The 23318-nt window shown below is 36.5% G+C and carries 19 protein-coding genes; 12 read left to right on the top strand and 7 right to left on the bottom strand.

What is annotated here, in order from left to right:
- The first annotated feature begins 7 nt into the window (after positions 1–7).
- The 7 genes from mfd (at position 8) to P2086_RS04835 (ending at position 9003) form a co-directional block, all read left to right on the top strand.
- The gene (mfd, locus tag P2086_RS04865; RefSeq protein WP_317899313.1) at positions 8–3388 is read left to right on the top strand and encodes a transcription-repair coupling factor; all 3381 of its coding nucleotides are present in this window, start codon (positions 8–10) and stop codon (positions 3386–3388) included.
- A 166-nt stretch (positions 3389–3554) separates the two neighbouring features.
- Entirely contained in the window at positions 3555–4529 is a 975-nt protein-coding gene (locus P2086_RS04860) for a sensor histidine kinase (RefSeq protein ID WP_317899312.1), read from the top strand.
- On the top strand, positions 4519–5673 hold the full coding sequence (locus P2086_RS04855; RefSeq protein WP_317899311.1) for an ABC transporter substrate-binding protein: 1155 nt from the start codon (positions 4519–4521) through the stop codon (positions 5671–5673). The genes P2086_RS04860 and P2086_RS04855 overlap by 11 nt, the downstream gene beginning before the upstream one ends.
- A 25-nt stretch (positions 5674–5698) precedes the next feature.
- Positions 5699–6673, top strand: a complete 975-nt coding sequence (hemB, locus tag P2086_RS04850; RefSeq protein WP_317899310.1) for a porphobilinogen synthase — start codon at positions 5699–5701, stop codon at positions 6671–6673.
- An 80-nt stretch (positions 6674–6753) separates the two neighbouring features.
- Entirely contained in the window at positions 6754–7275 is a 522-nt protein-coding gene (locus P2086_RS04845) for a DUF6272 family protein (protein WP_317899309.1), read from the top strand.
- A 275-nt stretch (positions 7276–7550) separates the two neighbouring features.
- The gene (locus P2086_RS04840; RefSeq protein WP_317899308.1) at positions 7551–8087 is read left to right on the top strand and encodes a shikimate kinase; all 537 of its coding nucleotides are present in this window, start codon (positions 7551–7553) and stop codon (positions 8085–8087) included.
- The gene (locus tag P2086_RS04835; RefSeq protein WP_317899307.1) at positions 8059–9003 is read left to right on the top strand and encodes a polymorphic toxin type 23 domain-containing protein; all 945 of its coding nucleotides are present in this window, start codon (positions 8059–8061) and stop codon (positions 9001–9003) included. Before P2086_RS04840 ends, P2086_RS04835 begins: the two co-directional genes overlap by 29 nt.
- A gap of 46 nt (positions 9004–9049) precedes the next feature.
- On the opposite strand, the gene P2086_RS04830 is transcribed toward P2086_RS04835, so the two are convergent.
- Both P2086_RS04830 and P2086_RS04825 read right to left on the bottom strand, forming a co-directional pair.
- Positions 9050–10111 (bottom strand): VOC family protein, encoded by a 1062-nt coding sequence (locus P2086_RS04830; protein WP_317899306.1) that lies wholly within the window; start codon positions 10109–10111, stop codon positions 9050–9052.
- A 145-nt stretch (positions 10112–10256) separates the two neighbouring features.
- Positions 10257–10904 carry a hypothetical protein gene (locus P2086_RS04825; protein WP_317899305.1) on the bottom strand — a complete coding sequence of 216 codons (648 nt, stop codon included), beginning with the start codon at positions 10902–10904 and terminating at the stop codon, positions 10257–10259.
- A gap of 137 nt (positions 10905–11041) precedes the next feature.
- On the opposite strand from P2086_RS04825, the gene kbl reads away from it, so the two are divergent.
- Together kbl and P2086_RS04815 are read left to right on the top strand one after the other, a co-directional pair.
- Positions 11042–12229 (top strand): glycine C-acetyltransferase, encoded by a 1188-nt coding sequence (kbl, locus tag P2086_RS04820; RefSeq protein ID WP_317899304.1) that lies wholly within the window; start codon positions 11042–11044, stop codon positions 12227–12229.
- Positions 12230–12291: 62 nt separating this feature from the next.
- Positions 12292–14406: a T9SS type A sorting domain-containing protein gene (locus P2086_RS04815; protein ID WP_317899303.1), complete on the top strand. Its 2115-nt coding sequence runs from the start codon at positions 12292–12294 to the stop codon at positions 14404–14406.
- A gap of 682 nt (positions 14407–15088) precedes the next feature.
- On the opposite strand, the gene P2086_RS04810 is transcribed toward P2086_RS04815, so the two are convergent.
- From P2086_RS04810 to P2086_RS04790, 5 genes are all read right to left on the bottom strand, one after another.
- Positions 15089–16885 carry an AMP-dependent synthetase/ligase gene (locus P2086_RS04810; RefSeq protein WP_317899302.1) on the bottom strand — a complete coding sequence of 599 codons (1797 nt, stop codon included), beginning with the start codon at positions 16883–16885 and terminating at the stop codon, positions 15089–15091.
- An 804-nt stretch (positions 16886–17689) separates the two neighbouring features.
- Positions 17690–17989, bottom strand: coding sequence for a GIY-YIG nuclease family protein (locus tag P2086_RS04805; protein ID WP_317899301.1), 300 nt, complete (start codon positions 17987–17989; stop codon positions 17690–17692).
- Between the two features lie 1226 nt (positions 17990–19215).
- A complete protein-coding gene (locus tag P2086_RS04800) occupies positions 19216–19953 on the bottom strand; it encodes a T9SS type A sorting domain-containing protein (RefSeq protein ID WP_317899300.1) in 738 nt (245 codons plus the stop codon).
- A complete protein-coding gene (locus P2086_RS04795; RefSeq protein WP_317899299.1) occupies positions 19926–20639 on the bottom strand; it encodes a hypothetical protein in 714 nt (237 codons plus the stop codon). Before P2086_RS04795 ends, P2086_RS04800 begins: the two co-directional genes overlap by 28 nt.
- A 151-nt stretch (positions 20640–20790) precedes the next feature.
- A complete protein-coding gene (locus P2086_RS04790) occupies positions 20791–21171 on the bottom strand; it encodes a T9SS type A sorting domain-containing protein (RefSeq protein ID WP_317899298.1) in 381 nt (126 codons plus the stop codon).
- Between the two features lie 476 nt (positions 21172–21647).
- Here P2086_RS04790 and P2086_RS04785 point away from each other — a divergent pair, with 476 nt between their 5' ends.
- The 3 genes from P2086_RS04785 (at position 21648) to P2086_RS04775 (ending at position 23305) form a co-directional block, all read left to right on the top strand.
- Complete coding sequence (locus tag P2086_RS04785; protein ID WP_317899297.1) at positions 21648–22394, top strand: hypothetical protein; 747 nt, start codon at positions 21648–21650, stop codon at positions 22392–22394.
- A gap of 1 nt (position 22395) precedes the next feature.
- The gene (locus P2086_RS04780; protein ID WP_317899296.1) at positions 22396–22575 is read left to right on the top strand and encodes a T9SS type B sorting domain-containing protein; all 180 of its coding nucleotides are present in this window, start codon (positions 22396–22398) and stop codon (positions 22573–22575) included.
- Between the two features lie 79 nt (positions 22576–22654).
- Entirely contained in the window at positions 22655–23305 is a 651-nt protein-coding gene (locus P2086_RS04775) for a hypothetical protein (RefSeq protein WP_317899295.1), read from the top strand.
- Positions 23306–23318 lie beyond the last annotated feature (13 nt).

Here is a 23318-nt window from a genome sequence, read left to right as displayed (position 1 = left end):
CACGAAAATGCTACTAAATAAGTCTCTCGAAGGGATTTTTAACACTAAAATTGAAGGGATAAACCTTAACAAAAACCATTGGTTTCAGGGTTTAAACGGATCTTCCTTGCCCTTTTTGCTCCAAACGCTCGTTCTTCAAAAGAAAAAAAACTTACTGATTATAGCCTCCGACAAAGAAAGAGCCGCCTATTTGCTCAATGATATGGATACGCTTCTTCCCAAAGAAAAAGTTCTTTTTTTTCCGGAAAGCTATAAGCAACCGTATCAGGTAGAAAAAACCACTAATGCTAACATTCAAGAACGTGCTGAAGTACTAAACCTTCTTTCAAAAGACAATTTTAAAGGTGTGGTTGTTACCTACCCTCATGCTATTAGTGAAAAGGTGACTCTGAAAAAACAACTACATCAAAACACACTTCAAATAAAAAAGAATGAAAAACTATCCATTGATTTTATTTCTGAATTTTTAATTTCCTATAATTTTGAAAATGTTGACTTTGTTTTCGAACCTGGTCAATTTAGTATTCGCGGTGGAATTATTGATGTGTATTCATTTGCGAATGAATTTCCTTATCGCATCGAATTATTTGGAAACGATGTGGAAGCCATTAAAACCTTCGATCCCTCCACGCAACTCTCCACAGCAAATTTTGATTTTGTTACCATCATTCCTAATATTAATTCTTCTCTTTTTACAGAAGATAAAGCTTTGCTCCTAAATTATTTTGATACAGCTGATACTCTTTTGGTTATTGAGGATGCAGACTATATGTTTGATGTATTTGATAAAAAATTAGTGTCCGCAACAAAAGCGTATAACGCGCATCAAGGAGAAGTAAAACAAGTGCCGCCAGAAAAATTATTTGCCAATGCTGAAGAAATAAAACTGGCTGTAAAAAATTATAATTGCATTGAATTCGGAATTCAATCCATACTTTCTTCAGAAACAATTAAGTTCAATCAACGTCCGCAACCTGGATTTAACAAGAACTTTGAACTTCTCATCGCTAATTTAAAAGAGAATAAAACAAAGGGCTATCATAATTATTTTTTAACCGATAATGTAAAACAAGCTAACAGACTAATTAGCATTTTTAATGATTTACTTGTTAAAGAGCACCGCACTTACGAAAGCTTGATTGATTATTTGCCTCTTAATATTCATGAAGGTTTTATTGACGAAGATTTAAAACTTGCCATTTATACCGATCATCAAATCTTTGAACGTTACCACCGTTTTAAATTAAAAGAATCAAAGCATAAAAACGCGGAAGCCTTTACGATTAAGGAACTCCTAACTTTAAATCCTGGAGATTATGTAACGCATATAGATCATGGTATTGGACGTTTTGCAGGATTACACAAACTCAACATAAACGGTAAAGAACAAGAAAGTGTAAAATTATTATTCAAAGATAATGATACGCTTTATGTAAGTATTCATAGTTTACATCGCATTAGCAAGTATAGTGGGAAAGAAGGTCAGGTGCCCCGTATCGATAAACTTGGTAGCACAACCTGGCAAACATTAAAACAAAAAACAAAACGCAATGTAAAAGAGTTGGCTTATGATTTGATTAAATTATACGCAGAGCGAAAAGCCAAACCAGGGCACTCTTTTCCAAAAGATAATTACTTGCAACACGAATTAGAAGCATCGTTTATTTACGAAGATACTCCCGATCAAATTAAAGTAACGCGCGATGTAAAACGTGACATGGAGCGCCCTCACCCTATGGATCGGTTAGTTTGTGGCGATGTTGGTTTCGGAAAAACTGAAATTGCTATTCGTGCAGCTTTTAAATCGGTGTGTGATAGCAAGCAAGTTGCCATTCTAGTTCCTACTACTATATTAGCTTACCAACATTATAAAACCTTTAAAGATCGTTTAAGTGATCTTCCTTGTACGGTAGATTACATTAATCGTTTTCGTTCAGCAAAAGAACAAAAAGAAATTTTTAAACGTTTAGCAGAAGGTAAAATTGATATCCTAATTGGCACGCATAAACTTGTGAGTAAAGATGTGAAGTTTAAGGATCTTGGCTTACTAATAATTGATGAGGAACAAAAATTTGGTGTGGGCGTAAAAGATAAATTAAAAACATTTAAAGCAAATATTGATACGTTAACCCTCACTGCAACACCCATTCCTAGGACTTTGCAATTCAGCTTAATGGGTGCCCGAGATCTTTCTGCTATTTCTACGCCACCTCCAAATCGCTACCCTGTGCAAACAGAGCTGCATGTTTTCGATGAAGAACTCATTAGAGACGCCATCAGCTATGAATTAGCGAGAGGGGGGCAAGTTTTCTTTGTAAATAATAAAGTTCAAAACATTACTGAAATTGCCGGAATCATTCAAAGGCTTGTACCCGATGCGCGTATTGCAATTGGTCATGGACAAATGCCTGGCGACAAGCTCGAAGACGTGATGCTTGGTTTTATGGAAGGTGATTATGATATTTTAGTTGCCACAACAATTATTGAAAGTGGTTTAGATATCAGTAACGCGAATACAATTATTATTAACGATGCGCAAAATTTTGGATTAAGCGATTTACACCAAATGCGTGGTCGTGTTGGTAGAAGCAATAAAAAAGCATTTTGTTATTTGTTAGCTCCTTCGCAAATCATGCTTACGAACGAAGCTCGCAAACGTTTAAAAGCCATTGTTGATTTTAGCGATCTTGGTAGTGGTTTTCAAATTGCCATGCGTGATTTAGACATTCGCGGCGCAGGGAATTTATTAGGTGGCGAACAAAGCGGATTTATAAATGATATGGGTTTTGATACCTATATGAAAATTTTAAATGAAGCCGTAGAAGAATTAAAAGAAGAAGATTGGTACAAAGACATTGTAGATACCAGTCAAGTAACCGATAATTCTATTTTCTCACGACAGTTTGTGAAAGAAACGGTTGTAGATACCGACTTACAATTGTTAATTCCAGATGCTTATGTAAGTAGCTTAACAGAGCGTTTAATGTTATACCGAGAATTGGATAACATCACAAAAGAGGAAGATTTACATTTGTTTGAAAAAAATCTAAGAGACCGTTTTGGTCCGCTACCAGCAGAAGTGACAGAATTAATTCACGTCGTTCGCCTCCGTTGGAAAGCTATGCGATTAGGGTTTGAAAAACTAACCTTGAAAAATAAAAAAATGTTAGCTTACTTTTTAAACAAACAGCAAAGTGACTATTTTTCTAGTCCCATGTTTCAAGCGGCTTTGATGTATGCGCAGAAATACCCAAACTTGTGTACTTTAAAAGAACAAAACAATAAACTATATTTAACTATTGAAGATGTTGATTCAGTAAAACGTTCGGCAGAAGTGTTATCACAAATTGAAGACTTGATTGAGTTTCCGGAAGTAGCACCTACTTAAGATCTCTCAACTGAGAGACGCTGAGGAACAGAGAGTGTGTTCCAAAAGGCTTAAATTAGTAGAAGAATAAAATAAATTTTGGAAATTAGAAGCAAGCTAAAAAGAAACAAGCTAACGCGCTCAGTGCTTCTGTGCCTCAGTTCCTCTGTGTTGAATTTGCAGTAAAATGAAATCTAAATCGCGATCCATACTTATTCTAAGCATCCTTTTTGGATACATCTTACTTCAGTTCTTGTGGTGGGAGGTTTTATTGGTGAAACAAAACGATAAAATTATTGGCGAAAAACAAAAGTTGGTGGAACTTATGTCGACTAACGAAGTTCAATTAAAAGAAGATATTGCTATTCTACATCACAAAAAGAAAATGCAAACGGTAATGATTGTGAGTGAAGGAACAGTATTTCTGCTACTGCTACTATTTGGTGTTTACCGGATAAAAGTAGCTTATGACAAGGAACTCTTTTTAAACAATCAACAAAAAAACTTTTTTCTAAGCATTACTCACGAACTCAAGACGCCTATAGCCGCTACAAAATTACAATTACAAACACTTCAAAAACAAAAATTAAATGAGAACGTTCAACAAGAGCTCATTGCAAATGCCTTGTTAGAAACAGAACGCTTAAACATGCTTATTGATAATGTGTTATTTGCGAGTCGCCTTGAAGCCGATGAATTTATTGCAAAATTTGAAAAACAAAACCTAAGTATTCTTATAGATGCAATTTTGAAACGTTATTATAAAAATGAAATAAATAAAGGGGAATTAAGCTTCAACATTACGCCTGAGGTATTCCATGAAATTGACAGCAATTCTTTTCCGTCGGTTATTACTAATTTGATTGATAACGCACTTAAATATTCTTTTCCCAAAAAAGAAGTTTTGCTTGAGTTAGAAAATAAAAACGGCATGCCTTTTATAAAAGTCAGTGATAATGGTTGCGGCATATCAGACTCAGATAAAACAAAAGTATTTACTAAATTCTTTAGAGCCGGAAATGAGGAAACAAGAAGCACCAAGGGTACCGGTTTGGGATTATACATTGTAAACTATATTTTAAACAAACACAAGGCGACCATCAAAATAAAAGATAACATACCCAATGGGAGTATTTTTGAAATTCAATTTTATGAAGTTTAAACGAGGTTTCTTTTTTCTGATCATTTTTCTGGCACTTTTCGGCTGCAAGAACTCTAGCAATGTAAAAGAAAATGAAACCGTTCAAGTCAAAAATAATAGCAACATCAAATACGCAAAACGTTTTGCAATTCGCAAAGAAAATAATTACTGCTTCGTGTATTTATTTGGCAATAGACAAAACTACGATACCACCAGCACTTTTGTAATCTATACCAATACAATTGACCCGAATTTATTTTCACGAAAGGAAATATTAATTAAAAGTCCAAGCAAAAGAATAGCCGCACTTAGCAGTATTTACGCGACCATGTTTTGTGAGTTAGATGCCGGCGAAAATCTTGTTGCGATAGACAACATAGATTATGTAAACAATGCTTATATTATTCAAAAATTTAATCAGGGAAAATTAAAAGAGTTGGCAAGAACTCCTCAAATTGATCTGGAGCAAACCATTGTATTAAACCCTGAAATCATTTTTACTTTCGGAATGGGTGAAGGTGAAAAGGATAGAGATAAAAAGCTGGAACAAACAGGTATTCCTGTTGCAATAAGCATCGATCATTTAGAAGAAAGCCCTTTGGCGCGCGCGGAGTGGATTAAATTTTTCGCGGCATTTGTGGGAAAGGATGCTGAAGCAGATTCCATTTTTAGTGCCGTAGAAAAAAACTATTTTGAATTACAATCCATCGCCAATAAAACGCATGAAAGGCCAACGGTATTTAATGAAATAAAATACAGCGATTCATGGTATATGCCTGGAGGAAAAAGTTACATAGCGCAATTATTAAACGATGCAGCTGCTGATTACCTCTGGAAAAATAATGATAGAGCAGGCAGTTTACCTTTAAGCTTCGAGCAAGTTTTTGCACGCGCGCGTGATGCCGATTTTTGGATTAACCTTTCTACCTTAAAAACCAAAAAAGAACTATTAGGGTTTGAAAGTCGTTACGAGGAATTTAAAGCCTACAAAACCGGAAATCTTTATAACAACACTAAGGTCACTAACAGTTTTGGCTACAGTAATTATTGGGAGACAGGCATGATTTATCCCAACAGAATTTTAAGTGATCTTATTCAAATTTTTCATCCGGAATTACGAGAACAAATTAACCGAAACTTTTATTATTACGAGCAACTAAAATAAGCCTTAACTTTACAAAAAATTTATAATGAACATTCCACATCGTCCCCGCAGAAACAGAAAAAGTGCCGCAATACGAAATTTAGTGCAAGAGAACTCGGTAACAGTTAACGATCTTATATACCCATTGTTTTTAATTGACGGGAAAAATAAAAAATCAGAAGTGGCTTCTATGCCTGGTATTTTGCGAAGGAGCCCTGATTTACTGCTAAAGGAAATTGAATCGTGCCTAAAATTGGGTATTACTACTTTCGATATTTTTCCAGGTTTATCAGAAAAATTAAAAGATAAAAAAGCAACAGAATCACTTAATAAAAAAGGCTTATATCTTTCCACATTACGCGACATTAAAAAGTATTTTCCGGAAGCGGTTATTATGACCGATGTTGCCATGGATCCATACAGCAGTGATGGACACGATGGTTATGTGAAAAATGACGAGATCTTAAATGACGAAACACTTGAAATTCTTGCAAAGATGGCTCTGGCGCAGGCAGAAGCCGGCGCAGATATAATTGGGCCAAGTGATATGATGGATGGGCGCGTTGGCTATATTCGTGAAGCTTTAGATGATAACGGTTTTACAAACGTTTCTATTATGAGTTATACCGCTAAATACGCAAGTGCCTTTTACGGTCCGTTTCGAGACGCGTTAGACAGTGCTCCAAAATTTGGCGATAAAAAAACGTACCAAATGAATCCTGCAAACAGCAAAGAAGCTTTACTGGAGGCTGATTTGGATTTTAACGAAGGGGCCGATTTTTTAATGGTAAAGCCCGCTTTAAGCTATTTGGATGTGATTAAACTATTGAACGATAACTTTAATATTCCTATTGCAGCTTACAATGTTAGTGGTGAATATGCCATGGTTAAAGCCGCTGCAGCAAAGGGTTGGATAGATGGTGGCCGTGTGCGTGACGAAATTTTATTAAGTATGAAACGAGCTGGCGCTTCCGTTATTTTAACATATTTCGCAAAAGAATTTGCTTTATCAATAAAATAATTACCTTTATTAGACCAAAATTTGCTAAAAACAGCAAGTTGTTCCTTAGTACCAGAATATTAATTTTTAAAATTTAACTCATGGGAACTCTAATTGAAAATCTTCACAATAACAACGTTATCTTTAGTTATTATGGCTTTATTGATGATAAAGTACTAGTTGAAGTGTTGCATATTACCAAAAGTAAACTAGAAGGTAATAATGAAAACCCTCATATCATCAGCAGAGTAAACAACGCTATTAACGAATGTGTTGACAATGTAATTAAACATAATTTTTACGAAGACAACGAACAAGTGCGTTATAAATCCCTTTTAGTAGTTTCCAAACAACAGGACGATTATACAATTGACACTATTAACGTGGTGAATTCATTACAAAAAGAATCCATTAGTGAGCAGTTAGATTTTTTAAAATCCCAAAGCAAAGAAGAGTTACAGGTATTAAAATCAAAAGCTTTTTTAGGTGCTGAAAAAAATCCACAATCAGGAAAAGGATTGATTGAGCTTGCTTTAAAAGCCGACAACTGCGACTGTACCTTTAAAACCATCGACGCAAATTATTTATTCAATATCAATTTCAAGATTAACACGTTGAATTAATTTTCTTTAGGAGATCTTCGGGATACTCCTTTAATCCTTGCAAAGCACAGATAAATAACCACAAAGTTCAGCGGAGTTTATTAAATACCTTTTTGCTTATACTCTGTGGTTAAATAACGGCACCTTTCAACACTGAGAAACAGAGGCACGGAGAGTATTTAGAAAAACTCCGGGCAACTTTTTACTCTTGTTACTGTGGTTAAACAAAGCACTGAAACAGTGAGAATTTAATTTGCTTGCGAAACTTTGCGTACTTTGCAGGCGATTAAAAAAACATGAAACTAAAAAAATCTATATTCCTTACAGGCTTTATGGGGAGCGGAAAAACAACCGCTGGCAAAGCCTTAGCAACACTTTTAAAGACTCGGTTTATCGACCTGGATGAATTTATAGAAAAAAAAGAAGGCCGCGATATTCCCACTATTTTTGAAGAAGAAGGCGAAGCAAAATTCAGAGAAATTGAAACGAAACGCTTGCAGGAAATTCTTAAACTAAAAGATCCACATGTCATTTCATTGGGTGGCGGCACAGTTTGTTTTAATGATAATTTAGAACTTATAAAGAAACAAGGGACACTTCTTTATATTGACCTACCTGTTAACGTGCTTGCAGAACGAATCAAAGAATCAAAATTTACAAGGCCTCTTTTAAAAAATCTTTCGTCTGAAGAACTAATAAATAACATAGAAGAAATTCTTACAGAAAGAAAAAAGTTTTATGAGCAAGCGCATATACTGATAAATGGTTTAAATTTAACTCCACAACTCATTCTACAAAAACTAGGTGTTTACGAAAAAGAAAATACAGATTAAATTATTTTTTGTACTAGTTTTACTATCCTCTAAATCTATAGCGCAAGATCTACTGGTTTCAGAAGGTAATCTTGGATTTAATATTTCTCTCAATTTAGCCTTTGGGACGCATTTTCAAAGACTCGGCCTAAACCTTCATTTTTTTTATGTCAATGATTTCTTTCAGGCAAACTCTGAAGTGCGTGTTTATTTCAACGCCAAAAATCTTGGTCCAAAATTAAGTTACCCCGAACTGGTACTTTCACAAGGGCTTCTGTTTGGTTACGGGGCAAAGCAATACACGTTCTTTAATCCATTTCTTTCTTCTGTTTCAAATCAAACTAGTTATTTAAATTCAGTAGCATACTCTTACAACGCTTGGTTTAACAGACGAAAAACAAAACAACAAACCGGCATTGTCGCTTTTCAGTTTAATAGAATTTCTATAATAAGTGAAAATGATATTTTAGCGCGTCCGACTTTAGATCGTTTTCGGACTGCTGCAATTTTAATACAATACCAGCAAGAAGATGAGTTTCAGGCAGCAATCAATTGTACAATGTGGACGGGAAGCATGGGAAACAAACATCATATTTTACAGAAGCAAGTCCGATCCGGGTGTTATATGGATACCGTTGGGGGAGTTTACACCAATTCATCACACGGATTAATAAGTGCGCAAATAAAGTATAATATTGGCTACTCACAAAACCTTCAAGCAAATGCAGGAATAGATGCTGAACAAATTAGAAACTTTGTACAGAACAAAGTAATTCATGACATGCCTTTTTTACCTAAAAAATGGAACAGATCAAATAATTGTCACATACTAATGTTAGATGAAAACGAGCAACCTTATTTGTATCAAGAAAATCAGAAGGTCCGAAAACCAAAAGTTTTTTTAAATGTATTTAGTAACGCGAATGTGTTTTATTGAAATTTTCTTTGTAGAAAACCATTTCCTAAAACGTCATTCAAAAACTCTATACTTTCTTTCTATTAAATCGTAAAGCTCTTAACATCCAGCGTGGCAAAGCGCGCTCAGGTCTACGTTTTCTGAGATCTAAATACCAACCCATTTTTTTTATGATTGGAATTTTTTTCGTTTCTACAAATTCAATCAAAGCACCATCCGGATCTTCAATGTAAGTGAAATGTCCTGAAGCTTCACCCATTTCAAAACCAGCACCACCATCGATGGTGAAAGGATGTCCATTTTCCTCGCATTTCTTTTTTAGAGCAGCCATGTTTTTAATATCAAAACATAAGTGAATAAAACCAAGATCGCCCCAGAAACGGTTTTCAAAAATTTTACGCGGACTATAATTCACCGCTTCAATTAACTCGATATAACTGTTGCCAAATAAAGGAGCAAAAGGGCCTTTACGTTCCTGACTATGCGTTAAAATGGCGCGTTTTACTTTTACATTGCCGCCTGGTAAAACACCTAGATCACTGTAACTTTCTTCTCCTTTATAAATAACGGTATCGTAACCTAAAATTGTATCGTAAAATTTTATGGAAGCTTCAATATTGCTGACACCAAAAATTACGCCAACGGGTCCCCCAGTATGTTTTAAGCCTCTTGAAAACCAAACAGTGTCCTCAACAATCTCGAATAAATTACCGAAAGGATCTTCCAGAAAAAAATGTTTTTTGCCGATAGGATTCACTGAAATACCGCCAAGTAGTTTTACATTTTTAGATTTCAAAAAATCGTAGGTAGCACTAATGTTATCGGTTTTTATTTTAGCGCAGAAAATACCAAGATCTCCAACTTGAGGCGTAAATGCAGGAGGTTGTGGTGTTCTACTGGTGTATTGCCAAATTTCGAATCCACCTCCGCCTTTAATATTAATAGCTAAAATAGCATGGCGTTTGTGCGGCTTACCTCCAGTATAAGGCAACATGAGGTTGGCTTCTGCCGCTTCTTCAAAAATGGGAATATCCATTCCAAAATGGTTGTTATACCATTTAAATCCTTCGTGAACATTACTAACACCAACGCCAACTTGCTGAATACCTGAAATAATATACTTGCTCATAGTGCCGCAAATATATTACAAAATAATTATCTATTTGATGATGATTTTACGGAGGTATACTCTTGAAAAAAATTGAAATTCTAATCAATATCTATTCCTGATCTAAAGCACAGATAAAATGCCAACAAACAAAAAGAAAAAAATGTTATTTAACTTGAATGCTTTGGCTACACAAACGATTGTATGAAGAGGCAACAACCACGTAGGTTCCCTTAGTTAAAGAATTATTGCTATCCTTAACAAAAATATTTTTAGAGTCGCTTGCAATATGGATTTTAGAAATCAACTCCTCCCCTTTTCCATTTCGCAGTATAACAAGAATTTGTTTATTTTCGACCTCTTTTAATTCCTCTTCATCTGGGATTTTATTAGTACACGGAACTAGAGATCCATCTTTGTTTACCTCATAATTCACAATAACTGTTTCCGAAAAATAAGATTCGCCTGAGAAATCAGTTTGTTTTAAACGGTAGTAAGAAATGCCGGAAAATGGCGTGTAATCTATATCCGTATAATCAATTAGGCTGCCAATTTTTTCCGCACCCTTTACTACCATGGCTGTAACAAAATTAATACCATCTTGAGAACGTTCAATCGTATAATAATCGAAAGTGCGCTCATTAGCCTTGTTCCAACTTACAATAACTTTCTTACCATCTGAAATAGCACCGAAGCTTGTAGTTTCTGGAATCAGTGTTGGAAAAATGTGTTTAACAACGGCATCTCTGCCATGCCCTAGTTTCACCATACTAATAACAAAAAGTATTAAGGTGATTTTGAAGTAAATTTTCATGCAAAGTGAAGGTAAAGAATGCTTTCGACCCTTAATATCAGCGATTTTGAAACTTTTCGACAAAGGATTTTTAATATCACGGGTTTAAATTACCAATATTGTTAAATAGAATTTATCTTTACCGAAAATATTGAATTATGTACGGTCAATTAAAACAACAACTGCAAACAACATTAGCCGAAATAGAGTCTAATGGTTTGTATAAACGCGAAAGAATTATCACCACTCCAATGGATGCTGTGGTAAAAGTGAATGGTAAAGACGTTATTATTTTTTGTGCTAATAATTATTTAGGACTTTCAAGTCACCCAAAAGTGATTGAAGGTGCTAAAAAGGCCTTAGATACTCATGGTTTTGGAATGAGCAGCGTGCGCTTTATTTGCGGAACTCAGGACATCCATAAAACACTCGAACAAAAAATTTCAAGCTTTTTAGGTACAGAAGATACCATTTTATATGCAGCCGCTTTTGACGCCAATGGCGGCGTGTTTGAGCCTTTGTTTGATGAGAACGATGCTATTATCAGCGACGAATTAAATCATGCAAGCATCATTGACGGAGTTCGTTTGTGTAAAGCCCAACGTTACCGTTACAAAAATTGCGACATGGCTGATTTGGAAGAACAATTAAAAAAATCGCAAGCACAACGTAACCGCATTATTGTTACCGATGGTGTATTTAGCATGGATGGATTTGTCGCGCCGCTTGATAAAATTTGTGATCTTGCTGATAAATACAATGCATTGGTGATGGTGGATGAATGTCATGCCAGCGGCTTTATCGGAAAAACTGGTCGCGGTACCATAGAAGCAAAAAACGTAATTGGTCGCGTTGATATTATAACCGGAACTCTTGGAAAAGCCTTGGGCGGCGCCATGGGTGGTTTTACCAGTGCAAGAAAAGAAATTGTAGATATTTTACGTCAACGTTCTCGTCCGTATTTATTCAGTAACTCTCTTGCGCCAAGTATTGTTGGTGCGAGTATTGCCGTGTTTGATCTGTTAACAGAAACAACCACCTTACGTGATAAATTAGAGTGGAATGTAAATTATTTTAAAGCTGGTATTAAAGCTTCTGGACTTGAAATTAAAGATGGCGACAGTGCCATTGTACCGGTAATGTTATACGACGCAAAATTGGCCCAAACTTTTGCTGCTAAATTATTAGACGAAGGGATTTACGTGATCGGATTTTTCTTTCCGGTTGTTCCAAAAGATAAAGCCCGTATTCGCGTTCAATTAAGCGCCGCACACGAAAAAGATCATTTAGATAAAGCAATTGCAGCCTTTACCAAAGTGGGTAAAGAGTTGGGGGTGATTAAATAAATAAGTAAAAGTCTCTATTTGTAATTTTTTCATATCTTTAATATGATCTATTGCAAAAAAACATGAGGCTCTTTATATCTATTTTATTAGGATTGTCTTTTTTCAAAGGCAATTCTCAAAACACTTTATACGATTCACTTTCTGGTTTTGATTTTTCAAAAGCAATGCGCGAAGCCCATCTCAAAAATTTTTTTGGAAACGAAGCCAAAGTATATTTACACTATTCAGAAAGAGACTTTTTAATTAACAAATATCAATTAGCAGTAAACCCTTCTACGCAAGTAAATTCCAAAAAATACTCAACAAATCAAGTAGCGAATTTGCCCTGTTTAAATGAAGATTTCGAGTCGGTAGCCACTGGTCCGCTTCCTTTAAGTTCTAGTGGATGGACGGTGACCGAAGCTATGAACAACACGATGAACACCGTTTTATGTGGTCAAAATTTAAGTTTTACAACCCCAACTGTAAATAACAATGCCATTGTTGTTGCAACACCATATACAGATGCAAACTGCAATCATGTGCCAAATTCTCCATTTGGAGGAAGCAATGTCATTCAACTAAACAAAAATAATCAAAGCACGACTAAAATAACCAAAATTGCACAGACCTTTAATGTCACTATGACGAATTGGTTTTACAAGTATGCGTATAAAGGGGTCTTCTATGCAGCCACACATGGCTGCTGCAGCGATCCTGTTTTGATGATTCGTTTTTTTGATTGCTCAAATAATTTAATTAGCTCCATCAGTCATACCGTAGTGCCAGAAGATGAAACTTGCGTTACAAACTCATTTAGCTGTGGGTTAAAATCATCCTGGCCATGGGTTGGTGGAATAACCTCTTCAGCAATTCGATTTACCCCAAATTGGGTTGTTGAAGGCGTGAATTTGAGTCAATACATTGGTTCTTGTGTCACGGTTGAAGTTTTAGCCGCAAACTGCACAGGCGCTGCTCATCAGGGTTATTGTTACTTCGATTCAGAATGTTCCTCAACGGGAGGTATATCCGTAAATGGGCTAGTTCAAAGTAGTTTATCGTTCACTTCTTGCGCGCCATCAGCCACACTTGTTGGCCTACCCTGTTTTAATAATTATTCATGGCAAGGTCCTTCTACATCATCTGTATCAGGTTTTACCAACTCTGTTATTATAACTAATGTGCCAGGCACTTATACGCTTGTGGCAAATTCAGGAACAATAAGTAGTACGCAAATAATTACTGTAAATTTTGTAACTAGTTTACCAACGGTAAGCATTTCAAGTACATCACAAATTGGTTGTGTAGGAAATTCTTTTACATTAACAGCTAATGCAAGCGGTGCTGTTTCTTATCTGTGGAATACTCTAGTCACAACTTCTTCCTTAACTACTCCTTCTTTGAATTCTAATGCTGTTTATTCTGTAACGGTGACCGATGCGAATGGTTGCACTGCTACTGATATTAAAACAATTACTGTACAACCTCCTATAATTCCTATCGTATCAATTATACCTACAAATTCCATTCTTTGTTTAGGTCAATCTAGTATCCTCACCGCAAACAATAATGGTGTAATTTCATACACATGGAGTACTGGTGCAAATACGCCTACAATTGCGATTTCACCAACCTCAAATAACATGACTTATTCCGTTACAGTAACAAATTCTTTGGGATGCTCCAACTCTGCTTTTGCGAATTTTACAGTGCAATCTGCAGCACCAATTGCCACTACAGCACAACCCAGTGTTACTATTTGCTCAGGCCAAATAGTTGTACTGAATGCATTTGGATCCGCGCACACTACGTTTTCTTGGAGCACGGGCGCTACAGTTTCTGCTATTCAGGTATTTCCTTCAGTCACAACAGTTTATACAGTAAACGCACAAGACTCCACTAATCAGTGTTGGGCAACTGCTATTAGAACAGTTGTGGTGAAACCATGCCTGGGTATTTTAGATCAAAATATGAATCTCGAAAACGCCATCGAAGTTTTTCCTAACCCTGCTAGCGAATCGTTTACCATAAAGGCTAAAACTTCAACTAAGGTCAATGTAATAAATGATTGTGGTCAAATCATCGAAGAATTGAATCTTATAGAAACTAATCATTATTCTAAAATAATTAGTGGCTTACCTAAAGGAATTTATATAGTTAGAACAGAAAATCATTCTATTAAATTAATTGTCAAATAACTAATAAGCTTCGAATCTATTTGGTCCTTTCTCTTATTAAAATAGAATCTGACGTATACATTTAAGCTAAATTGATGATATAAAATGAGGAAAGAGTTAGGAGTGAATATGTTGTGTCTTCTCTGTGTTCTTTGTGGTTCCTGTTTTATTTAACCACGAAGGTCACAAAGTGTTGCACAAAGCTCACAAAGTGTTTTGAATTTTCTTTGTGTTTCTTTGTGTCTTCTCTGTGTTCTATGTGGTTCCTGTTTTATTTAACCACAGAGTTGCGGGGAGTATGACACAGAGTATCGCAGAGACGTCATTCAACTTCGTGTTTCTTTGTGTCTTCTCTGTGTTCTTTGTGGTTCCTGTTTTATTTAACCACGAAGGTCACAAAGTGTTTTGAATTTTCTTCGTGTTTCTTTGTGTCTTCTCTGTGTTCTTTGTGGTTCCTATTTTATTTACCCACGAAGGTCACAAAGTGTTACACAAAGCTCACAAAGTGTTTTGAATTTTCTTTGTGTTTCTTTGTGTCTTCTCTGTGTTCTTTGTGGTTCCTGTTTTATTTACCCACGAAGGTCACAAAGTGTTGCACAAAGCTCACAAAGTGTTTTGAATTTTCTTCGTGTTTCTTTGTGTCTTCTCTGTGTTCTTTGTGGTTCCTGTTCGAATACCCACCACTGAGCAGATAAAACTCAATTTACTCTTCTTGCCCGAATATTTTAGAAATTAAGGCTTGATTTTTTTCTTGAATCGTTTTTCTTCGTAAACTGAGCTTCGGAGTTATTTCCCCACTTTCAACACCCCAAACAGCATTTATTAATTGGTAACGTTTTACCTGTTCGAAACCCGCCAACGTTCCATTTATTTTCTTCACATGATCTGCAATTATCTTTTTTAATTCTTCACTTTGAATCATTTCTGCATTGCCTTTCCATTCAATTCCGTGATGCTCTGCGTTTTCTTTAAAGTTGACAAACGAAGGAATAATTAGAGCAGATACAAATTTCTGATTTTCGCCAATTACCATACACTGCTCAATGTAACGGCATTCTTTTAATCTATTTTCGATTAAGACTGGCGAAATATATTTACCCCCGCTGTTTTTAAAAATTTCTTTTTTTCTATCTGTTATCTTTAGAAATCTTCCTTCAATAAGTTTTCCAATATCTCCGGTATGAAACCAACCGTCTTTATCAATCACTTCTGCCGTGGCTTCAGGGTTTTTGTAGTAACCCATCATTAGACTCGGCCCCTTCATTAAAATTTCTCCATCCTCTTCGGCAATTTTAACTTCAGAGTTTTCAACTGGTATACCAACGGTTCCAAACATGCGATTATCTTCATCAAAACGGTTCACTGATAAAACAACGCAAGTTTCGGTTAAACCATAACCTTGTAATAAATTTAAACCAGCGCAATAAAAAATTCGCTCCAGCCTTGGATTTAAGGCTGCTCCGCCACTCACTACGGCAATTACTTCTCCCCCAACGGCAGCACGCCACTTTTTATAAACGAGTTCATCTGCAATTTTTCTTTGTAAAGCATACCAAGACCCATTTGCGCCGTGAAATTCAAAACGCTCAGCGATTCGCATACTCCAATCAAAAATTTTCTTTTTAGAGCCTGTCAATTTTTCTCCGGTCGATGTAATTCTATCTAATACACGCTCGAGCACGCGCGGAACAGCTACAAAAATTTGCGGATGAATCTCCCTACAATTATCTCCGATTGTTTCAATACTCTCGGCATAATAAATACTTACACCATGATATAAATAAAGAGTCACCAAAAACCGCTCATAAACATGATTGAGTGGTAAAAAACTCAGAGCCTTCCATTTATTAGTAAAAGGTGCCATGTGCTCGCATACATAAACATTCGCCATCATGTTTTTATGAGAAATCATCACTCCCTTTGGTTGACCTGTTGTTCCTGATGTATAGAGAAGTGTCATTAAGTCATCTTCCTTTACATTATTTTTTAATTTGGTTATTTTTTCTTCATTAAAATGTTCTTTACCCAGAGCTATAAATTCAGAAAAGTGTTTTACGCCTTCAATCTTATTAAAAGAAAAAACAAATTTTAAAAATTTTAAATCCTTTTCAATAGCAGCCAGTTTTAACCAAATAGATTTCTCTGAAATAAAAAGAATTTTTGCTTCGCTGTGATTTAATATAAAAGTAAGATCGCTATTACTGATTGTTGGGAAAATTGGCGCCGTTGGCATAGAAACCTGTTGAGAACCAAAGTCCACAAAATTCCATTGCGGACAATTACCGGCCATAATTGCCACAGTGTCGCTTGGCCTTAAACCCAAATGCAATAAGCCGGCGCTAACATAATTAGAATTGTCAATAAAATCGTTTAAGCTATAACTTACCCATTGTTTTCCTGACTTCTCTCCAGCTTTGGCTTCCTTTACATTTAAAATATCCTTTTTTGGTGCGTAGGTTTTAAGCCTATCCAGAATGTCGAATACCCTTTTTAATTCCATATACCGAAAGTGCAGGATTTAATCGACTTTACAAAATGGTACACGAATTATACCAATGAATTAAACCTAAAAAAGTTTTTTAATTCTTTTGCGCACCACCATTCCTATGTGCTTTGCCCGCCATTCCGAGGCAAACCAGTGTAAAGAAAAAAACCGAAGGAATCTCTGCAAGGTATTACTCAACCCCGTCATTCCGAGGCAACCGCGTGTAAAGAACAAACCCGAAGGAATCTCTGCAAGGTATCATCCCGCAGAGACTGCTTCGGTTTCATTGCAATCATCCGTATTACTCACAGTGACGGTTTCATGTAACAACGTCATTCCGAGGCAACCGCGTGTAAAGAACAAACCCGAAGGAATCTCTGCAAGGTATTACCAACCCCGTCATTCCGAGGCAAACCAGTGTAAAGAAAAAAACCGAAGGAATCTCTGCAAGGTATTACTCAACCCCGTCATTCCGAGGCAACCGCGTGTAAAGAACAAACCCGAAGGAATCTCTGCAAGGTATCAACTCGCAGAGACTGCTTCGGTTTCATTGCAATCATCCGTATTACTCGCAGTGACGGTTTCATGTAACAACGTCATTCCGAGGCAACCGCGTGTAAAGAACAAACCCGAAGGAATCTCTGCAAGGTATTACCAACCCCGTCATTCCGAGGCAAACCAGTGTAAAGAAAAAAACCGAAGGAATCTCTGCAAGGTGTCAACTCGCAGAGACTGCTTCTTACCTCGTAGTGAGGGGTTCACTTAGCACCGTCATTCCGAGGCAACCGCGTGTAAAGAACAAACCCGAAGGAATCTTAACTAATTATCTGAAATTTCAGCATAAAGATCATTCCAGCGAGGGTTTATTGAATTTATAAGATCAATTTTCTTTCTTCTAGAACCTGCTTTTAATTGTTTTTCTCTATTAATTGCGTCCACAATGTTGTGAAACACTTCATAATAAACCAACTTATGTAAATTGTATCGTGCAGTAAAAGAATCTGGGTGCAAGTGATTTTTATGCTCTTTAATTCTCTTTACTAAATTTGATGTAACACCCACATACAAAGTAGTATTTAATGAATTTGTCATTATATAAATAGCACCACCTTTTTTCATTAGTTAAAACAAATATAAAGTATTGGAAGTGAATTTCATCTGAGAATAATTTTTGATTTAGAGACCTACTGCATGTAACACTAGGCAGAGACTGCTTCGGTTTCATTGCAATCATCTTCATTACTCGCAGTGACGGTTTCATGTAACAACATCATTCCGAGGCAACCGCGTGTAAAGAACAAACCCGAAGGAATCTCTGCAAGGTATTACCCAACCCCGTCATTCCGAGGCAACCGCGTGTAAAGAACAAACCCGAAGGAATCTCTGCAAGGTATTACTCAACCCCGTCATTCCGAGGCAACCGCGTGTAAAGAACAAACCCGAAGGAATCTCTGCAAGGTATTACCCAACCCCGTCATTCCGAGGCAACCGCGTGTAAAGAACAAACCCGAAGGAATCTCTGCAAGGTATTACTCAACCCCGTCATTCCGAGGCAACCGCGTGTAAAGAACAAACCCGAAGGAATCTCTGCAAGGTATTACCAACCCCGTCTTTCCGAGGCAACCGCGCGTAAAGAACAAACCCGAAGGAATCTCTGCAAGGTATCATCCCGCAGAGACTGCTTCGGTTTCATTGCAATCATCTTCATTACTCGCAGTGACGATTTCATGTAACAACGTCATTCCGAGGCAACCGCGTGTAAAGAACAAACCCGAAGGAATCTCTGCAAGGTATTACCAACCCCGTCATTCCGAGGCAAACCAGTGTAAAGAAAAAACCCGAAGGAATCTCTGCAAGTTATCATCTGGCAGAGACTGCTTCTTACCTCGTAGTGAGGGGTTCACTTAGCACCGTCATTCCGAGGCAACCGCGTGTAAAGAACAAACCCGAAGGAATCTCTGCAAGGTATCAACTCGCAGAGACTGCTTCGGGTTCATTGTTACCATGCGTCTTCCTCGCAGTGACGAGGTCTTGAAGCAACTGGCAGTGACGGTTTTAAGGAGAATCGTCATTCCGAGGCAAACCAGTGTAAAGAAAAAAACCGAAGGAATCTCTGCAAGGTATCATCTGGCAGAGACTACTTCGGGTTCATTGTTACCATGCGTCTTCCTCGCAGTGACGAGGTCTTGAAGCAACTGGCAGTGACGGTTTTAAGGAGAATCGTCATTCCGAGGCAAACCAGTGTAAAGAACAAACCCGAAGGAATCTCTGCAAGGTATCATCTGGCAAAGACTGCTTCGGGTTCACGCAATCATTCTTATTCCTCGCAGTGACGCACTAAGGTATCACCTCACAACCACCAACCTCTTCATCTCCACCATCCTGCCCTCGTAAAAAATACTTACAAAATAAACCCCGGCCTTATACCCACTCGTATTAATTTCCAAAGTATTATTTGTCTCTAAAGCAAGCTCCACAAGCAGCCTGCCACTGACATCATTTAACTTGATTACAAACCCTTCACTTTGCGGCGCATCAACTTTTAAATTTACAAAACCACTTGCAGGGTTTGGAAACAACTCCACATTAAACCCACTTAACTTTGTAAAATTACCTATACCCAAAGCAATGCTTTTACACCACTGCTCCACTGTATCGCAACCAGTGCTATCTATTTTTATGATACCATAAGGTTTTAATGAAGACATCAACGGAACTGCTGAAGCAAAAACAAATCCTTTATCAGCGGTAGGGTGCATACTATAGAAGCCTTCGACTTCGTTTTCGAAATGTCCTGTATGTTTTTGCCATTTGACGTTCCCGTTTTTGTCAGTCCTTAAAATCTGTGGCTTAACATTATAATAGTTTGTATCTGCTTTACCAGTCATCATAATATCTCCATCGGGAAGCTCATATAAATATCCTATGCCATTATAAAAGGAAACGGGATCATACTTTTTACTCCAGATAATATTCCCGCTAATATCAAATTTTACAAGTAATCCTTTATTTCTAGGTTGATTACCAGAATAAGAAATTACCCACGACCCACAAGTCAGAAAATTCTTGTCTCTAAGCTGCACAAGCTCAGGAACCCCCCCCCCCCCCCCGCGTTATTAAAGGTAGTTTGTAAAATAGTATTACCAAGGCTATCCAAAATTAATACATTACTATACGTGGACCAGGAACTTGCATTGCCAATGTACTGATACCCAACAATAATTATTTTTTTACTGCTACTATCCTGCACAATGGAGTTCCCGTCCATAACATTAGGCACAGCCTTTGATATTTTTTTTCGCCAGAGTTCATTGCCGTTTATATCTGTTTTAATGAGCAGGCATTGACTACTTACCGAGTTTTGAAAAAAACCTGTCATTAAAAACCCTCCATCAACACTTTTAGATATCCCTTGAACATACAAATCCCACGATGGTTCTCTGTATATTTTTTGCCAAAGTGTATCGCCAGAATAATTAAACTTAAGCAAGGCACTAACATATTGACTCCCTTCTCGCACACACACAGCATGATAAAAGGCGTTATTATCAGTACAAACAGCACCTCGCGCTGCAAGTATATTATCCAGATACTCAAAATTGGCATTACCGTAATCTTTGCGCCAAAGCATGTTTCCCTGAGGGTCTGTTCCAACAATACTGAGGTAATTAAAATAGTTTAAACTATCATAAGTTAAACCTATCATGATAAAATTGCCGTTTGGCGCTTCTATCACGTTGCGGCAAACACTTACCAAGCTGTTTTGCAAGTAGTATTTTTTTTTGAATCCTCCTTGTGCGTAAGAATAGAAGCTTCCTATAAAGAACAGCAGAGCAATGAAAATATGTATAGATTTTTTAATGCTTTTAAATTTTAGAATAAGAAAGCGTTTTTGTTAAAACGCTTTCTTATTTGATTTATTACTTCATAATAATGAGTTTCTTTTTTTCAACCAATTTATTGTTCTGTATTAAAGTTATGAAATAAATTCCATTTTTAAACACCGAAGAATTTATTTCGGCAACTACATTTGGCCGCAATGTACCCGATGCCATTTCTTTGCCAAGAATGTCTCTTACACTGTAAAAAGTCTCTTTATCATTCTCACTGCTGTATAACAAATTAAAACTATTGTCGGTAGGATTTGGATAAACTTTCAAATGACTTACTTCAAGGTTCATTTCATTTTCTTTTTGAGCTAAGGTAGTAGTGCTTGCTGTATGCATTTTCCTTTCTCCTTCTCCTGTTTCAGGGAAAGGTAAACGCACCAACTCCATTTCGTTGCCGTATACTTCCTGCATAACTCAATACATAAGGCTGTAAAAATTTCGATGATTTACAATAAACCAAACAGGTTTATTAGTTAGAATAGTGATTTCATAATCTCTAATAAAGAACAAAAGACCTTGGGTGTCAGATAACCTGCTGTTAAGTTATCCTCACAACTGTTTGTTTATAGGCATATCCGTTCACATATGAAATTTATAAATAATAGAGTTTTTCAGATCCAGAATACTATAGTCTCAAAAGCCGTATTAATTAAGACATTCAGAGTGCTGAATGTGCTTCATTTCAGAAAAACAAAAAAATTTTCGCCTTCCAATTTAGAGCTGAAGAATTTTTCAAATTTCATCGTTTAATTCAGCCGCCTCATTGTACCTGAATTTATTTCGGTCTTAATTAACATCCAAAAAACCGTTTATCCCAATAAACACAGTGTTTTTCAGTTACTTTTAGCTTGTTGAATTACAAATTCTTCATACCCATTTTACTCTGTATGATATTAAATAAAGGTCTTGCACAGGATGTTGAACAGACATTAAAAGACACAAAAAATATTTTTAAGGAGGATCCTGTTTCTCTAACCGGTTCAATTGGCGCGAATGCTACACTATACAATGCCGATGGAATTGCGCCTCGTCGAGATCCGTTTTATTGGTCCTTTAACGCCAACATAAACGTTACTCTATTTAATAAAGTCTCCATGCCGCTTACAGCAGTAATAACGCAACAAGATAAAAATTACACTACAGGTGGTATTGATAAATACAGTCAGGCTTTTAATCAATTTGGCATCTCGCCTCGCTATAAATGGCTCACCATGCATGCTGGTTATCGTTCTTTAGAATTCTCAGAATACACACTTTCGGGCGCCATGTTCTTAGGCGGCGGGGTTGAAATAAAGCCAGAAAAATCTCTTGTCAGTGGAACAGCTTTATACGGGCGTTTTGTAAAAGCAATTCCACAAGGAGGAGTTGACGGTATTGCTGTAAGTGTTCCTGCATACGAACGTTTTGGCGGTGGCGGAAAAATAAAACTAGGAAACGATGATCACTACGGTGAATTTATTTTTCTTAAACTAAAAGATAATGTAAAGTCACTTGCTTTTGATACAGCTTTAAGTGTAACACCACAAGAAAATCAGATTCTTGGGATAGGGACTAAACAAAAAATTACAAAATGGCTAAGTTTTTCTGCTGATCTGGCCTACAGCAAAAAACATTCAAGCTTACAAAAACAATAAAGTGGTTATACTGGATCAGTGGAACCAACTGGTATTTTCAAAAGAAGCTTATAACAACGAGTGGGACGGAAAAAATATGGGAGGTGAAATTTTGCCAGATGCCACATATTATTACATCTTAACCTTTCCGGAAAGCAACAAAAAGTATACCGGTTTTATTACGCTATTAAGGAATAAATAAAATTAGATTAATGGCTCTCCTTCTTTTTAAGTTAACTTAATAAAAAAATTACCTACTTTTAGCCCTTGTTAAACTACAAGTGCTAACCATTAATTTATATTCTCCGTTGAATACTTCCATAATTAAATTTCTTTTACTAAGCATTTTTACTACTGGCTTTAATCATCAGTTACTTGCTCAAAAATACAAACTCGATAGCACCTCCCCTAACGAACCAATTATTTTAAAAGGCAAAAAAGCCTTTAACATGAATGCTTTTGATACACACATGCTTATGTATGTCACAAAATTAAATGGAGAAGATAGTTTATCGCATGTGTTTACAGATAGTTTAAGATTCTTAAACGATACCATACTGGTACGTCTCTGTGACATGTCTGAGAAAGGTTGTAGCGAGACTCTTGTTCCATCAAATGAACGGTCTTCGTTTATAAATAAGAGTTATTGGCAAAAAATTCCGCTAAACCGAATTACCAAAATCAAGTCTAAACGCCAGCCCATAGCTAGAATTAGTCTTACTACGGTAATAGTGTCTTATGCCGTATTTGTTGCAAGTGCCGCTGTATCCGTGTTTTCTTATAATTCAAGCATAAGCCAGGGAGCCGCCGTTATAGCTGGTGCAAGCAACACAGTATTTTTACTTGGTTGGGGTACCAATGTATTTGTTGCAAAAAAGCGATTTAAATTCAATAAGATAAAAACATACAATTCCTATAAGGTTATGATGTAATTTCTCGAATTGC

This window comes from Aurantibacillus circumpalustris, from assembly GCF_029625215.1.
Classification (GTDB): Bacteria; Bacteroidota; Bacteroidia; order B-17B0; family Aurantibacillaceae; genus Aurantibacillus; species Aurantibacillus circumpalustris.
This window is presented reverse-complemented; position numbering and strand designations above follow the sequence as displayed.

Excerpts from the sequence above, each read along its gene's own strand:
- P2086_RS04860 (WP_317899312.1), top strand. The coding sequence starts at position 3,555 with ATGAAATCTAAATCGCGATCCATACTTATTCTAAGCATCCTTTTTGGA.
- hemB (WP_317899310.1), top strand. The coding sequence starts at position 5,699 with ATGAACATTCCACATCGTCCCCGCAGAAACAGAAAAAGTGCCGCAATA.
- P2086_RS04845 (WP_317899309.1), top strand. The coding sequence starts at position 6,754 with ATGGGAACTCTAATTGAAAATCTTCACAATAACAACGTTATCTTTAGT.
- P2086_RS04855 (WP_317899311.1), top strand. The coding sequence starts at position 4,519 with ATGAAGTTTAAACGAGGTTTCTTTTTTCTGATCATTTTTCTGGCACTT.
- P2086_RS04815 (WP_317899303.1), top strand. The coding sequence starts at position 12,292 with ATGAGGCTCTTTATATCTATTTTATTAGGATTGTCTTTTTTCAAAGGC.
- P2086_RS04830 (WP_317899306.1), bottom strand. The coding sequence starts at position 10,111 with ATGAGCAAGTATATTATTTCAGGTATTCAGCAAGTTGGCGTTGGTGTT.
- P2086_RS04785 (WP_317899297.1), top strand. The coding sequence starts at position 21,648 with ATGATATTAAATAAAGGTCTTGCACAGGATGTTGAACAGACATTAAAA.
- kbl (WP_317899304.1), top strand. The coding sequence starts at position 11,042 with ATGTACGGTCAATTAAAACAACAACTGCAAACAACATTAGCCGAAATA.
- P2086_RS04805 (WP_317899301.1), bottom strand. The coding sequence starts at position 17,989 with ATGAAAAAAGGTGGTGCTATTTATATAATGACAAATTCATTAAATACT.
- P2086_RS04810 (WP_317899302.1), bottom strand. The coding sequence starts at position 16,885 with ATGGAATTAAAAAGGGTATTCGACATTCTGGATAGGCTTAAAACCTAC.
- mfd (WP_317899313.1), top strand. The coding sequence starts at position 8 with ATGCTACTAAATAAGTCTCTCGAAGGGATTTTTAACACTAAAATTGAA.
- P2086_RS04790 (WP_317899298.1), bottom strand. The coding sequence starts at position 21,171 with ATGCAGGAAGTATACGGCAACGAAATGGAGTTGGTGCGTTTACCTTTC.
- P2086_RS04825 (WP_317899305.1), bottom strand. The coding sequence starts at position 10,904 with ATGAAAATTTACTTCAAAATCACCTTAATACTTTTTGTTATTAGTATG.
- P2086_RS04840 (WP_317899308.1), top strand. The coding sequence starts at position 7,551 with ATGAAACTAAAAAAATCTATATTCCTTACAGGCTTTATGGGGAGCGGA.